A 12260-nucleotide genomic window follows, 5' to 3' on the forward strand; every position below is an offset into this window, starting at 1 on the left:
TAACCAATACGAGTACGCCATTATTTTTATCCTCACCTTTCAAATTTTTAGCTCGAAGTTAGGATTAATCTGAATGGTTGTTTACAAGTCCTTCCTGTCTATCCATATTTCCTTTTTAAGCGAAGCGCAAATTTACAAATATTTAAAAATAACGCAACCGCAAATAGCAAAACGCATTTGACGGATGACGCACAGCGACTAGAGTTATTACTCGAACGACGAGTGATACGGAATATTTTCGTATCGTACTGACATAACCAATATATGACTATGAGGTTTAATATGGCAGAGCATCGTGGTGGTTCCGGTAATTTCGCTGAAGACCGTGAAAAAGCATCAGAAGCTGGACGTAAAGGTGGCCAGCATAGCGGTGGGAACTTTAAAAACGATCCGCAACGCGCTTCTGAAGCGGGTAAGAAAGGAGGACAGAACAGTCACGGCGGAGGCCGTAAATCTGATAACTCCTGATCTTATTTTAAAACTCTTTTAATAAAACCAGAGAGCATGCTGCGGGCTGAAAAGCTCGCAGTACCCTTTCTTTATTTTACCGGAGCGTAATTATTATGAATATGAAAAGCGTCGATGATGTCTTTATTCATCTTCTGTCGGATACCTACAGCGCAGAAAAGCAGCTTACCCGTGCGTTAAGCAAACTTGCCCGCGCCGCCTCCAGCGAGAAGCTGAGCGCCGCTTTTACCGCACACCTTGAGGAGACGCAGGGTCAGATCGAACGTATCGACCAGATCGTCGAGCAGGAAGACGGTATCAAGCTTAAGCGCATGAAGTGCGTGGCAATGGAAGGCTTAATTGAAGAAGCCAACGAAGTCATCGAAAGCACGGAAAAAAATGAAGTACGTGATGCCGCACTTATTGCCGCCGCGCAAAAAGTCGAACATTACGAAATTGCCAGCTACGGTACCCTTGCAACACTAGCTGAACAACTGGGCTATAAAAAAGCCGTTAAGCTTCTTGCCGAAACGCTGGAAGAAGAAAAAGAGACCGACCTTAAACTCACCGACCTAGCCGTAGGAAATATTAATCAAAAAGCGCAGAAATGACGCAATAATACAGGTTAAATAAAATGAGCATCAGTCCCAGGACAATTAAACGGTGCCATTTAGCGGCAGCCATAATATGGTTCATTCTCGCCATCCCTTCCGTAATATGGTGGAAGAACAGCGTGCTATGGGTCATTATCATCAGCATTTACGCCAATATTGTCGGCCATTTATCTGGCTACAGTGCCGCGCGTGCCGATCAGGCTGCTGAAAGTGAGACCAAATAAGCGAACCCCTAATGAGGATACAATGATGAATCACGTAGAACACTACCATGACTGGCTACGCGATGCCCATGCGATGGAAAAGCAAGCCGAATCTATGCTGGAATCCATGGCCAGCCGTATCGATAATTATCCTGATGTTCGCGCCCGAATTGAGCAGCATATTAATGAGACAAAACGGCAAATTACATTGCTGGAAGAAATCCTCGACCGTAATGATATTTCTCGTTCGGTTTTAAAAGATTCGATGAGCAAAATGGCGGCGCTCGGCCAGTCCATCGGCGGCATGTTCCCGTCTGATGAGATCGTGAAGGGTTCGATCAGCGGCTATGTTTTCGAACAGTTTGAAATAGCCTGTTATACCTCCCTGCTCGCTGCGGCGAAGAAAGCAGGCGACACGGCCTCGGTACCAGCCATCGAGACGATTCTGGCGGAAGAACGCGAAATGGCCGACTGGCTGATTCGCCATATTCCGCAGACCACGGAACAGTTCCTGCTGCGTTCAGACGCATCGGGCGTCGAAGCAAAAAAATAATCAGGGAGAATCGCCATGTTCCGACACGTCAAACAGCTGCAATATACGGTTCGCGTTGCCGAACCTAACCCAGGCCTCGCCAACCTTTTACTGGAACAGTTCGGTGGGCCTCAGGGCGAACTGGCTGCCGCCTGCCGGTACTTTACGCAAGGATTGAGCGATGACGATCCGGGCCGTAAAGATATGCTGATGGATATCGCGACCGAGGAGCTAAGCCACCTCGAAATCATCGGTACCCTGGTCGGCATGCTGAATAAAGGCGCCAAAGGCGCGCTGGCGGAAGGGGTGGAAAACGAGGCCGAGCTGTATCGCTCCATGACCGAAAACGGCAATGACAGCCACATCACCTCCCTGCTGTACGGTGGCGGCACTCCGCTGACTAACTCGGCGGGCGTGCCCTGGACGGCGGCCTACGTCGACACCATCGGCGAACCGACGGCGGACCTGCGCTCAAACGTGGCAGCAGAGGCCAGAGCGAAAATCATCTATGAACGGCTGATCAACGTGACCGACGATCCCGGCGTAAAGGATGCCCTGGCGTTTCTGATGACGCGCGAGGCGGCGCATCAGCTCTCCTTTGAGAAGGCGCTGCAGTCCATCCGTAATAATTTCCCACCGGGAAAATTGCCGCCAATCGAGGAATTCACCAACAAGTACTACAATATGTCTGAAGGTGGAGAGGTTCGCGGAAGCTGGAACAGCGATAAACATTTCGATTACGTTGAGTCCCCCCAGCCTGCGGTTGACGGCGGCGATGGCAGCGCAAGCGTCACGCTCACGACCGAACAGGCAACCCTGCTCAAGGCGATGTCTGCCCGCACGAAGTCCGATCCACATTCTGACCCGCTGACCGGTGCCGAGCTGGGTGCCGGTAAGACTAAACCGTAATCGGTTTTGCCGGGCAGCCATAAACTGCCCGGCAATTCTCGTGCCCCATCGTTTCAGAGGTACGGACCATGTTCGAACTCGACGCGTTCCATCTGGCCAGAATTCAGTTCGCTTTTACCGTCTCGTTTCATATCCTTTTTCCTGCGATCACCATCGGCCTCGCCAGCTATCTGGTGGTGCTGGAGGGCATGTGGCTGCGTACAAAAAACGACGTCTGGCGATCGTTGTACCATTTCTGGCTCAAGATATTTGCCGTTAACTTCGGGATGGGTGTCGTTTCCGGCCTGGTCATGGCGTACCAGTTTGGCACCAACTGGAGCGGGTTCTCACAGTTCGCGGGCAGTATTACCGGCCCTCTTCTGACCTATGAAGTCTTAACCGCCTTCTTCCTTGAAGCCGGTTTCCTTGGCGTCATGATGTTCGGCTGGAATAAGGTCGGCCCGGGCCTGCACTTCTTTTCAACCTGCATGGTGGCGCTCGGCACGCTGATGTCGACCTTCTGGATCCTCGCTTCCAACAGCTGGATGCATACGCCGCAGGGCTTCACTATCGAGAACGGACAGGTTATTCCGCAGGACTGGCTGGCGATCGTCTTTAATCCCTCCTTCCCTTATCGCCTTATTCATATGGCTATCGCCGCGTTTCTGAGCAGCGCGCTGTTTGTCGGCGCGTCGGGCGCATGGCACCTGCTGCGCGGTAACGATACCCCCGCCGTCCGCACCATGTTTTCCATGGCGATGTGGATGGCGCTGCTGGTCGCCCCCATCCAGGCGGTCGTAGGCGATATGCACGGTCTGAACACGCTTGAGCATCAGCCGGCCAAAATTGCCGCCATTGAGGGACACTGGGAAAATCCGCCGGGCGAGGCCACCCCGCTGCTGCTGTTTGGCCTGCCGGATATGGAGGAGGAGCGCACCAAATACGGTCTGGAGATCCCCGCGCTTGGCAGCCTTATCCTGACCCACAGTCTGGATAAGCAGGTCCCGGCGCTGAAGGATTTTCCGAAAGAAGACCGCCCTAATTCGACCATCGTCTTCTGGTCGTTCCGCGTCATGGTCGGGATGGGGCTGCTGATGATTACCCTCGGGCTGATTAGCGTCTGGCTGCGCTATCGTCATCGACTTTTCCACTCTCGCCCGTTCCACTGGTTTGCCCTCTGCATGGGGCCTGCCGGGCTGCTGGCGCTGCTCGCCGGCTGGGTCACCACCGAGGTGGGCCGTCAGCCGTGGGTGGTCTACGGCTATCTGCGCACCATCGACGCGGTATCGCTGCACAGCACCCTGCAGATGAGCATCAGCCTGCTGGCGTTCTTCGTCGTCTACTCGTCGGTGTTTGGGGTGGGCTATGTTTACCTCATCCGGCTGATTAAGAAAGGACCGCAGCCTGTCGATACGCTGACGTCAAACACCTCGGGCACACCCGCCCGTCCGCTGTCTGCCGCTGAGTCTGTTCCTGAACAGGAGAGAAACTGATGGGCGTCGATATCTCAGTTATCTGGTTTGCCATCATCGTCTTTGCCACGCTGATGTACATCATCATGGATGGCTTTGATTTGGGCATCGGCCTGCTGTTTAACTTCGTGGGCGATGCGAAAGAGCGCGATGTGATGGTCAACAGCGTGGCGCCGGTCTGGGACGGCAACGAGACCTGGCTGGTGCTCGGCGGCGCGGGCCTGTTCGGCGCGTTTCCGCTGGCCTATGCGGTGATTATTGATGCGCTCACCATTCCTCTCACCGCGATGCTGATCGGCCTCATCTTCCGCGGCGTCGCCTTTGAGTTCCGCTTCAAAGCCACGCCGTCGCACCGCAAATTCTGGGATTACTCCTTTGCCGGCGGCTCTCTGCTCGCCACCTTCAGCCAGGGCGTGGTGGTGGGCGCCGTGATTAACGGCTTCGACGTTGAGGGGCGGCGTTTCGTCGGCTCCGCGCTTGACTGGCTCACCCCCTTTAACCTCTTCTGCGGTATCGGGCTGGTTGTGGCCTACACGCTGCTGGGCACCACCTGGCTCATTATGAAAAGCGAAGGCGCGCTGCAGGCCCGCATGCGCGAGCTGACCCGCCACGTGCTGCTGGCGCTGATGGTCGTCATCGCCGTGGTGAGCATCTGGACGCCGCTCGGCTGGCAGTACGTGGCCGACCGCTGGTTTACCCTGCCCAACTTCTTCTGGTTCCTGCCGGTTCCGCTGCTGGTCGGGCTTTTCAGCGTGCTGATCTGGCGCCTGACCCGCAACCCGGCCAGCCACTCCCGCCCCTTCCTGCTGACGCTGGGGCTTATTTTCCTCGGGTTTAGCGGGCTCGGCATCAGCCTCTGGCCAAACATTATTCCGCCGCGCATCACCCTGTGGGAAGCCGCGGCCCCGCCTGCCAGCCAGCTGTTTATGCTGGTAGGCACGTTGCTGATTATTCCGGTGATCCTGGTGTACACCGCCTGGAGCTACTACGTCTTCCGGGGCAAAGTGTCGGATACTGAAGGCTATCACTGAGGAACGCTATGACCGACTGGCATACACGAGCCATTATTTATCAGATTGATACCGCGCTATTTTATGATTTGAACGGCGATGGCTGCGGGGACATCGCCGGGATCGCGGCCAAGCTGCGCTATATACGCCGCATGGGGGCGACGGTCATCTGGATCACCCCGTTTTACCTCACGCCCTTTCTCGATGAAGGCTACGACGTCAGCGACCACCTCCAGGTGGATCCCCGCTTCGGAAAGCTGGCCGATATCATCGCCTTTATCGAGCAGGCCCGCGAGCTGGGCATGCAGGTCATTATCGAGCTGCTGATCCAGCACACGTCGGACGCGCATCCCTGGTTCCAGCAGGCCCGCCGCAACCCGGCGTCACCCTATCGTGATTACTACCTCTGGTCGGATAACGACAAGGACGATACGCCCCCCATGTTTCCCGGCGTGGAAAAGAGCATCTGGACCTGGGACGACGAGGCGGGACAATACTACCGGCACATGTTCTATCGCCACGAGCCGGATCTGAACCTCACCTCGCCCGCGGTGCTTAAAGAGATTGAAAACATCATCCTCTTCTGGCTCAAGCTGGGCGTGTCGGGATTTCGCCTCGATGCCGCGTCCCACCTCACCACCCAGGCGGGAAACGGTGATGAAAAAAAAGGGCTGTGGATCCTCGAGCATATGCGGCGTCTTATCGAAGAGCGCAATCCGGACGCGATCCTGCTGGGTGAAGTGGACGTAGACGTAGAGGCCTATAAAGATTACTTCGGCAATAACGACCGCCTGAATCTGGTGCTCAATTTCTGGCTCAACAAGTATTTTTACGTCAGCCTGGCCCGCAAAAGCGCCCGCCCGCTGCGCAATGCGGTGAAGAAGATGATCGTCCCGCCTGACTCCTGCTGTTTTGCCAACTGGCTGCGCAACCACGACGAGCTGGATCTGGAAGGCATCAGTCAGAAAGACAAACAGTTTGTCCTCGACACGTTCGCCCCTGATGAGGAGATGAACGTCTATCAGCGCGGGATCCGCCGCCGCCTGGCCCCGATGCTCAACGGCGATCGGAAGCGGCTGGCGTTCTGCCACGCGGTGCTGTTTTCCCTGCCGGGTGTCCCGGTGATGCGCTACGGCGACGAGATAGGCATGGGCGACGACCTGGATCTGGAGGAGCGCTACGCCGTCCGCACCCCGATGCAGTGGGCAGGATCGCAAGGAGGTGGTTTCTCTGCAGCCGACCCGGAAAAATTTATCGCGCCGATTATCGACCATGGCCCTTACCGCTATCAGAAAGTCAACGTCGCCGATTCGCTGCTTCACCACAACTCGCTCCTGCACCGGATCATCGATATTGCCACTACCCGCTCGGAGTTCCCTGAAATAGCCGTTGCGCCCTTTCGCCTGATCGCAATCGATGATGACGCGGTGCTGGGGCTTTATTACGAGACCGACGAGCGCAGCATCCTGACCTTCGTTAACTTCAGCGACCAGCCGGTACAGTTCACCGCCAAAGGGATCCGCAACGCCACCTGGACCGCCTGTCTCGAGGACAAGCGCTACGATGACGCGCTGATTTGCGGTAAAACCGTTCAGCTCAGCCTTGGCGGCTACGGCTATCGCTGGTTCTGGACGCACCGTAGCGCGCTGCGCTGACTACGGTTTCCGGCGAGTTATCAGACGCGTCAGCACTATTCCCGCCACCGCGAGGGCGCCAAGGGCCACTTTCCCCGGCATGCCGGAGGTGACGGACGGCGCGCGGGTTTTCGCCTCGTCAGTAAAGCGGCCATGGATTTTATGCAGATCGTTAACCGGCTGGTCGAGATAGTCCCGACGATCCGGCGCGTTGAGATCGTCGGTCATCTGGCCTTCCCACGCCTTTTTCACCATCAGCCGATCAAGAAAACCGGGGAAGAAAAATTGCCCGACGATGGACTGGATGGTGCTGCTGCCTACCCACAGCTCGCGTACCGGCTTTTGCGCCACCCTGAAGATGGCGCTGGCGGCCACCTCAGGCTCAAAGACCGGCGGCACCGGGCGCATCGCCCAGGCGAACTTATTCCTCGCCCATTCGAACTGCGGGGTATTGAGCCCCGGCATCTGGACCATCGAAAGCTGAACCCGGCTGTTCTCATGCATCAGCTCGGTACGCACCGCATCGGTGAACCCACGGATCGCCGCTTTTGCCCCGCAGTAGGCTGACTGCAGCGGAATGGAACGGTAGGCCAGCGCGGAACCTACCTGGATAATCACCCCCCTGTCGCGCGGAACCATAAGTTCGAGCGCGGCGCGAGTGCCGTTCACGTAGCCGAGGTACGTCACCTCAGTCACGCGCCGAAACTCGTCCGGCGTGAGGGTACGAAACGGCGCCAGAATGGCCCCCATCGCGTTGTTCACCCAGACATCAATCGCGCCGAGGCGATACTCAATTTCGTTAGCGGCATCCACCACCGCCTGGCTGTCGGCGACGTCCGCCTGCACGGCGTGGGCATTAACGCCAAAGCGCCGTAGCTCCTCCTGGGTAGAGTGCAGGCTGGCTTCATCGCGGGCGATGAGCCCCACGTCGTAACCCGCCTTTGCAAAATGCAGCGCCGTGGCTTTTCCCACGCCCGCCGTCCCGCCGGTAATCACTATGACAGCCATAGAACCTCCACGTGAGTTTATCCGTTATTCCCGTCTGACAAGGTTGTCACCAGTTCAGCCAGCGAGTAATGCACCGCTTTTTCGACCACGTCCTGACAGTCACCGGAGAAAAGCACGGTGCGGGTCTTCGTCTCGCCGCGTATGTTCCACGCGAAGCAGACCGTCCCCGCCGCCGTGCCGTCGTCGCCCCCTTCCGGACCCGCGTAGCCGCTGATGGCGATGCTGATATCGGCCTGGGCGATGTCGCGGATACTGGCGGCCATTTCGGTTACCGTCTGCTCGCTCACGGCCGTAAACCGCTCAAGCGTCTCGGGACGCACGCCGAGGATCCGCGCTTTAGCTTCATCGCTGAACACGACCAGCCCAACATCATAAAATTCGGCGGTGTTTTCCTCTGCGCAAAGCGCCACCGAGAGTTTTCCGCCCGTGCAGGACTCCGCGGTGGTTAAGCGAAGCCCGAGATCGGTTAATTTGCTCGCCAGCTTTTTCGTCAGTTCACCCACGGTATTATTGCTGTCGTGAAAAAGATTGCTCATCTTGCCGCCTCTTATTTCTCGAAAGGAATGATTGAAATATGCCCATTGCGCTCAAGTATGGCATATTTAATGCCGCTTATTTCCGTAATGCCATTATTTTGGCGCGCTGACACCAGAATATCATCACAGGACACGTCAACTTTTTTCAGTTTATCGGCTAACGGCACGCCGTTCTCAACAAGAATAACAGGAGTGCCATCCAGAATATTCTCCACCGGCGAGAAATATTTCTTCATCAACCCGAATATAATATCGACCACCACCAGCGTGGTAATGGTAATCATCGCGCCGGTAACGGAAAAATCCTGTCCGAGAAGCGCCTGCTGCGTGGCTTCACTAATTATCAGAAGCAGAATGAGATCGAAGCTGGTCATCTGCAGCAGCGCGCGACGCCCGGCCACTTTAAATACCACCACCAGAAACAGATAAATAGCCAGCGCGCGAAAGACCATATCCATATCAGCCTCCTAGGGGTAAATAAATTGCCAGATGTTAATTTCCGGCTCGCTGTTGACGCGGATGACGGTGTTCCATTTACCGGCTCTGGAAGGTGTCGTGAAGAGTAACACGGAGAAACTGTCTGTTTTTTTCAGATTGTTATAGACAAAAAAGAGGGTCTTCCCGCGGCTGAACATAGCGTCCGGCTGCGGCCAGACGCTGCCGGGCTCATACGCATCGCTGCTCTCGCTGGTCATACTGAGGACATACTTCCCCTCGCTCTGCACCGGAAACGCGAGCGCCATCCGCGTCTCTGTCTCCCGTCGTCCAAAGCGTTCATAGTCTATGGTCAATGATTTAGCGGAATTCGTTTTGACCGTGTCGCTGACCATTCCGCTGGAAAACAGACCGGCAATCGCCGCGACGATAATACCCAGCAGAACAATAAAACCCACCTGACGAAACGCGTATTCAAACGTCAGCAAACGGTAACTCTCATCTATCCCGGGTAACTTTTCATTTTCACGCTTCATGGTCATCGTCACCGTTTCGCTTATTATCCGATAATTTTGATTTCTAACGCGAATGTTTTTAGGACTTATCACATTTGCCACATAAAGGAATAGCAACAATACTTAATAAGTCAAGACACGCAAAATGAAGGATATCGGATGAAATTATCACTTATTTCCGCTTTATTGATATTTCTGGCTCCGGCCGCATGGGCAGATAATAACGGGGGTTTACAAAAAGGCGAAGCGCCACCGCCTCCCCACGCGCTTGATAGCGGATATCGCGGAACCGACGACGCGCGTATTATGACCATCAGGCAGGCAAAAGAATTGCACGATGGTGCGACAATTTCATTACGCGGTAATCTTATTGACGGTAGCGGCGATAAGTTTGTATTTCAGGATAAAACCGGAAAAATCGACGTTATTATTCCCCAGGCAGTCTTCGACGGCAGAACGGTAAAACCCGACCAGATGATCAGTATCAACGGTTCGCTTGATAAAAAATCATCTCCTGCCGTCGTCCGTGTTGATCGTTTGCAGAAATAATTCAGCGAAGCGTTAACGCTGCAGTTATCCATCAAATCTCACCCCTTGGCTTAAGGAGTCAGCTATGAGTGATACTAAACAACGTACGAACGCTTACCCGCAGCCCCCGTTCCCGGAACAGCCGCAGACGCCGCCGGGACTGGCATCCGAAATGCAGCCCGTACCCGACCACGGGGAACAAAGCTATAAAGGACATGGCCGCCTTGCCGGCAAAAAAGCGCTAATTACCGGCGGAGACTCCGGCATTGGTCGCGCGGTCGCTATCGCCTATGCGCGTGAAGGCGCTGACGTTGCCATTAACTACCTGCCCGAAGAGGAAAAAGACGCCGCTGAGGTCATCGAGCTGATCGAAGCGGAAGGCCGCAAGGCCATCGCGTTGCCGGGTGACGTCCGGGACGAAACCTTCTGTCAGAATCTGGTCGAAGAAGCCGTGTCGCGACTGGGCGGGCTGGACATTCTGGTCAACAACGCCGGCCGTCAGCAGTTCCGTGAATCGCTTGAGGAACTGACCACGGAAGATTTTGACGCAACGTTTAAAACCAACGTTTACGCTCCTTTCTGGATCACCAAGGCGGCCCTGCGCCACCTGAAAGCGTCGTCCGTTATCATTAATACCTCCTCCGTTCAGGCGGTGAAGCCCAGCCCCGTGCTGCTGGACTACGCCCAGACGAAAGCCTGTCTGGCGGTGTTTACCAAATCCTTAGCCAAGCAGCTGGGTCCGAAAGGCATTCGCGTCAACGCGGTTGCTCCTGGCCCTTACTGGACGGTTCTGCAGTCCAGCGGCGGGCAGCCGATGGAAAAAGTGAAGGAGTTCGGTGGCGACACCCCGCTGGGACGTCCGGGCCAGCCCGTCGAGATTGCCCCGCTGTACGTCACGCTGGCCTCGGATGAATGTTCATTTACGTCCGGCCAGGTGTGGTGCTCCGATGGCGGCGACGGCGTGATCTAAACCGGTAGACGATACCCCTCCGCAGTGAGCAATAAACGAACAAGGATGTTCGCTTTTATTCCCCCGCCAAAAAACATGTTGTAACTCAAACAGATCAAATGTTAAAAATATTTTGCTATCAGGTTATCAAAATTAAACAACTTAACTTGTCACCCGCATCGCTCTGTTTTTAACATCGCCTATGGAAAAAAATGGTCTGTTCAGTCAGCGCATACGCTTGCGCCATTTGCATACATTTGTGGCCGTCGCTCAACAGGGAACGCTGGGGCGTGCGGCTGAAACTCTCAACCTGAGCCAGCCTGCGCTCTCAAAAACCCTCAACGAGCTGGAACAGCTGACCGGTGCCCGTCTTTTTGACCGCGGCCGGCTGGGGGCGCAGCTTACCATCGTGGGCGAACAGTTTCTCACGCACGCCGTGAAAGTGCTGGATGCGCTCAATACCGCAGGCCAGTCCCTGCACCGAAAAGAAGAGCAATCCAGTGAGGTGGTGCGCGTGGGCGCTCTGCCTACCGCGGCGCTGGGCATTCTTCCGCCCGTTATCGGCCAGTTCCACAAGCAGCAGCGGCATACCACGATTCAGGTCGCCACCATGAATAACACCATGCTGCTCGCGGGGCTGAAATCCGGCGAACTGGATCTCGGAATCGGTCGCATGTCCGACCCTGAGCTGATGGGCGGCCTCAACTATGAACTGCTGTTCCTGGAGTCTCTGAAGCTGGTGGTTCGTCCCGATCACCCCCTGCTGCAGGACACGGTCACGTTAAGCCGCGTGATGGAGTGGCCGGTAGTGGTCTGCCCAAAAGGGACCGTTCCCCGCCAGACCGCCGAAACCTTGCTGCAAATGCAGGGGTGTACGCTGCCCTCAGGATGTATCGAAACGCTGTCGGCTTCGCTTTCGCGCCAGCTTACGCTGGATTATGACTACGTCTGGTTCGTCCCCTCCGGCGCGGTGAAAGATGATTTACGTCAGGGAACGCTGATTGCCCTGCCGATTACCTCCCCCGGCCCCGGTGAACCTATCGGCATTTTGACCCGCGTAGACACGCCGCTTTCAACGGGCGCGCAGACGCTGCTGAGCGCTATTCGTAAATCAATGCCGGTCTGACAACTTTCGCCCTCCTCATCCTAACCCTCTCCCCAACGGGGCGAGGGTTCACCAGCCATTTTTCCACCCGAAGCGATAAATATTGCCTCAGGAAAATGAAGAACTTACAGCGACGCTCTGGTCCGGCTGTAAATCGCCGAAGCGTTTCCGCAAGGCCGGGGCGAGGCGCAGGGATGCGCCGAGAGGGCGTGGCCTGCAGGGATGCAGGCTCATGCCCGACCCGATAGCCTGAAGGAATAAGCTGAGGGCACCGCGAAGCGGCGATTTACCGCCGGGAGCCCGGGTTGCCAGGGCGGTGGCGATTGAGCCGCCCTGGCACGTTCACAGGCCATGTCGTTACAGAGTAGCAAGAAACATAAAGTG

15 protein-coding genes are annotated in these 12260 nt (G+C 55.9%); 11 read left to right on the forward strand and 4 right to left on the reverse strand.

Translation table 11 applies throughout. The annotated features are described in order from the left end of the window. Window positions 1-282 precede the first annotated feature (282 nt). The 8 genes from HCH49_RS05885 (at window position 283) to HCH49_RS05920 (ending at window position 6821) form a co-directional block, all read left to right on the forward strand. The gene (locus HCH49_RS05885; RefSeq protein WP_004150795.1) at window positions 283-468 is read left to right on the forward strand and encodes a general stress protein; all 186 of its coding nucleotides are present in this window, start codon (window positions 283-285) and stop codon (window positions 466-468) included. A gap of 95 nt (window positions 469-563) precedes the next feature. Next, window positions 564-1058 (forward strand): ferritin-like domain-containing protein, encoded by a 495-nt coding sequence (locus HCH49_RS05890; RefSeq protein WP_047075334.1) that lies wholly within the window; start codon window positions 564-566, stop codon window positions 1056-1058. Between the two features lie 23 nt (window positions 1059-1081). Then, window positions 1082-1285, forward strand: a complete 204-nt coding sequence (locus HCH49_RS05895) for a hypothetical protein (protein WP_008502273.1) — start codon at window positions 1082-1084, stop codon at window positions 1283-1285. A 25-nt stretch (window positions 1286-1310) separates the two neighbouring features. Then, window positions 1311-1817, forward strand: a complete 507-nt coding sequence (locus HCH49_RS05900; RefSeq protein ID WP_014831871.1) for a ferritin-like domain-containing protein — start codon at window positions 1311-1313, stop codon at window positions 1815-1817. Window positions 1818-1832: 15 nt separating this feature from the next. Then, on the forward strand, window positions 1833-2705 hold the full coding sequence (locus tag HCH49_RS05905) for a manganese catalase family protein (protein ID WP_064672479.1): 873 nt from the start codon (window positions 1833-1835) through the stop codon (window positions 2703-2705). A gap of 68 nt (window positions 2706-2773) precedes the next feature. Beyond that, the gene (locus HCH49_RS05910; protein WP_033145500.1) at window positions 2774-4177 is read left to right on the forward strand and encodes a cytochrome ubiquinol oxidase subunit I; all 1404 of its coding nucleotides are present in this window, start codon (window positions 2774-2776) and stop codon (window positions 4175-4177) included. Beyond that, a complete protein-coding gene (cydB, locus tag HCH49_RS05915; RefSeq protein WP_063441332.1) occupies window positions 4177-5187 on the forward strand; it encodes a cytochrome d ubiquinol oxidase subunit II in 1011 nt (336 codons plus the stop codon). The genes HCH49_RS05910 and cydB overlap by 1 nt, the downstream gene beginning before the upstream one ends. A gap of 8 nt (window positions 5188-5195) precedes the next feature. After that, window positions 5196-6821, forward strand: a complete 1626-nt coding sequence (locus tag HCH49_RS05920; protein ID WP_221702362.1) for an alpha-amylase family protein — start codon at window positions 5196-5198, stop codon at window positions 6819-6821. Here HCH49_RS05920 and HCH49_RS05925 read toward each other — a convergent pair whose 3' ends face one another. The 4 genes from HCH49_RS05925 to HCH49_RS05940 are packed head-to-tail and all read right to left on the reverse strand — an operon-like array spanning window position 6822 to window position 9315. Further along, window positions 6822-7808, reverse strand: a complete 987-nt coding sequence (locus HCH49_RS05925) for an SDR family oxidoreductase (RefSeq protein WP_048974696.1) — start codon at window positions 7806-7808, stop codon at window positions 6822-6824. A gap of 17 nt (window positions 7809-7825) precedes the next feature. Beyond that, window positions 7826-8344, reverse strand: a complete 519-nt coding sequence (locus HCH49_RS05930; protein WP_032657136.1) for a 2-oxo-tetronate isomerase — start codon at window positions 8342-8344, stop codon at window positions 7826-7828. A gap of 11 nt (window positions 8345-8355) precedes the next feature. Next, window positions 8356-8802, reverse strand: coding sequence for a DUF421 domain-containing protein (locus tag HCH49_RS05935; protein ID WP_217072954.1), 447 nt, complete (start codon window positions 8800-8802; stop codon window positions 8356-8358). A gap of 9 nt (window positions 8803-8811) precedes the next feature. Continuing rightward, window positions 8812-9315, reverse strand: coding sequence for a hypothetical protein (locus HCH49_RS05940; RefSeq protein WP_182383531.1), 504 nt, complete (start codon window positions 9313-9315; stop codon window positions 8812-8814). Between the two features lie 138 nt (window positions 9316-9453). On the opposite strand from HCH49_RS05940, the gene HCH49_RS05945 reads away from it, so the two are divergent. The 3 genes from HCH49_RS05945 to HCH49_RS05955 all read left to right on the forward strand — a co-directional run bounded on the left by HCH49_RS05945 (window position 9454) and on the right by HCH49_RS05955 (window position 11897). Beyond that, a complete protein-coding gene (locus HCH49_RS05945) occupies window positions 9454-9843 on the forward strand; it encodes a YdeI family stress tolerance OB fold protein (RefSeq protein WP_182932018.1) in 390 nt (129 codons plus the stop codon). A gap of 64 nt (window positions 9844-9907) precedes the next feature. Continuing rightward, window positions 9908-10792, forward strand: a complete 885-nt coding sequence (locus tag HCH49_RS05950; RefSeq protein WP_182932019.1) for an SDR family oxidoreductase — start codon at window positions 9908-9910, stop codon at window positions 10790-10792. Window positions 10793-10973: 181 nt separating this feature from the next. Next, entirely contained in the window at window positions 10974-11897 is a 924-nt protein-coding gene (locus tag HCH49_RS05955) for a LysR substrate-binding domain-containing protein (RefSeq protein WP_033145495.1), read from the forward strand. Window positions 11898-12260: the final 363 nt, after the last annotated feature.

Source organism: Enterobacter sp. Y17 (genome assembly GCF_019730495.1).
GTDB lineage: Bacteria > Pseudomonadota > Gammaproteobacteria > Enterobacterales > Enterobacteriaceae > Enterobacter > Enterobacter asburiae_B.

Excerpts from the sequence above, each read along its gene's own strand:
- HCH49_RS05885 (WP_004150795.1), top strand. The coding sequence starts at position 283 with ATGGCAGAGCATCGTGGTGGTTCCGGTAATTTCGCTGAAGACCGTGAA.
- HCH49_RS05890 (WP_047075334.1), top strand. The coding sequence starts at position 564 with ATGAATATGAAAAGCGTCGATGATGTCTTTATTCATCTTCTGTCGGAT.
- HCH49_RS05895 (WP_008502273.1), top strand. The coding sequence starts at position 1,082 with ATGAGCATCAGTCCCAGGACAATTAAACGGTGCCATTTAGCGGCAGCC.
- HCH49_RS05900 (WP_014831871.1), top strand. The coding sequence starts at position 1,311 with ATGAATCACGTAGAACACTACCATGACTGGCTACGCGATGCCCATGCG.
- HCH49_RS05905 (WP_064672479.1), top strand. The coding sequence starts at position 1,833 with ATGTTCCGACACGTCAAACAGCTGCAATATACGGTTCGCGTTGCCGAA.
- HCH49_RS05910 (WP_033145500.1), top strand. The coding sequence starts at position 2,774 with ATGTTCGAACTCGACGCGTTCCATCTGGCCAGAATTCAGTTCGCTTTT.
- cydB (WP_063441332.1), top strand. The coding sequence starts at position 4,177 with ATGGGCGTCGATATCTCAGTTATCTGGTTTGCCATCATCGTCTTTGCC.
- HCH49_RS05920 (WP_221702362.1), top strand. The coding sequence starts at position 5,196 with ATGACCGACTGGCATACACGAGCCATTATTTATCAGATTGATACCGCG.
- HCH49_RS05925 (WP_048974696.1), bottom strand. The coding sequence starts at position 7,808 with ATGGCTGTCATAGTGATTACCGGCGGGACGGCGGGCGTGGGAAAAGCC.
- HCH49_RS05930 (WP_032657136.1), bottom strand. The coding sequence starts at position 8,344 with ATGAGCAATCTTTTTCACGACAGCAATAATACCGTGGGTGAACTGACG.
- HCH49_RS05935 (WP_217072954.1), bottom strand. The coding sequence starts at position 8,802 with ATGGATATGGTCTTTCGCGCGCTGGCTATTTATCTGTTTCTGGTGGTG.
- HCH49_RS05940 (WP_182383531.1), bottom strand. The coding sequence starts at position 9,315 with ATGAAGCGTGAAAATGAAAAGTTACCCGGGATAGATGAGAGTTACCGT.
- HCH49_RS05945 (WP_182932018.1), top strand. The coding sequence starts at position 9,454 with ATGAAATTATCACTTATTTCCGCTTTATTGATATTTCTGGCTCCGGCC.
- HCH49_RS05950 (WP_182932019.1), top strand. The coding sequence starts at position 9,908 with ATGAGTGATACTAAACAACGTACGAACGCTTACCCGCAGCCCCCGTTC.
- HCH49_RS05955 (WP_033145495.1), top strand. The coding sequence starts at position 10,974 with ATGGAAAAAAATGGTCTGTTCAGTCAGCGCATACGCTTGCGCCATTTG.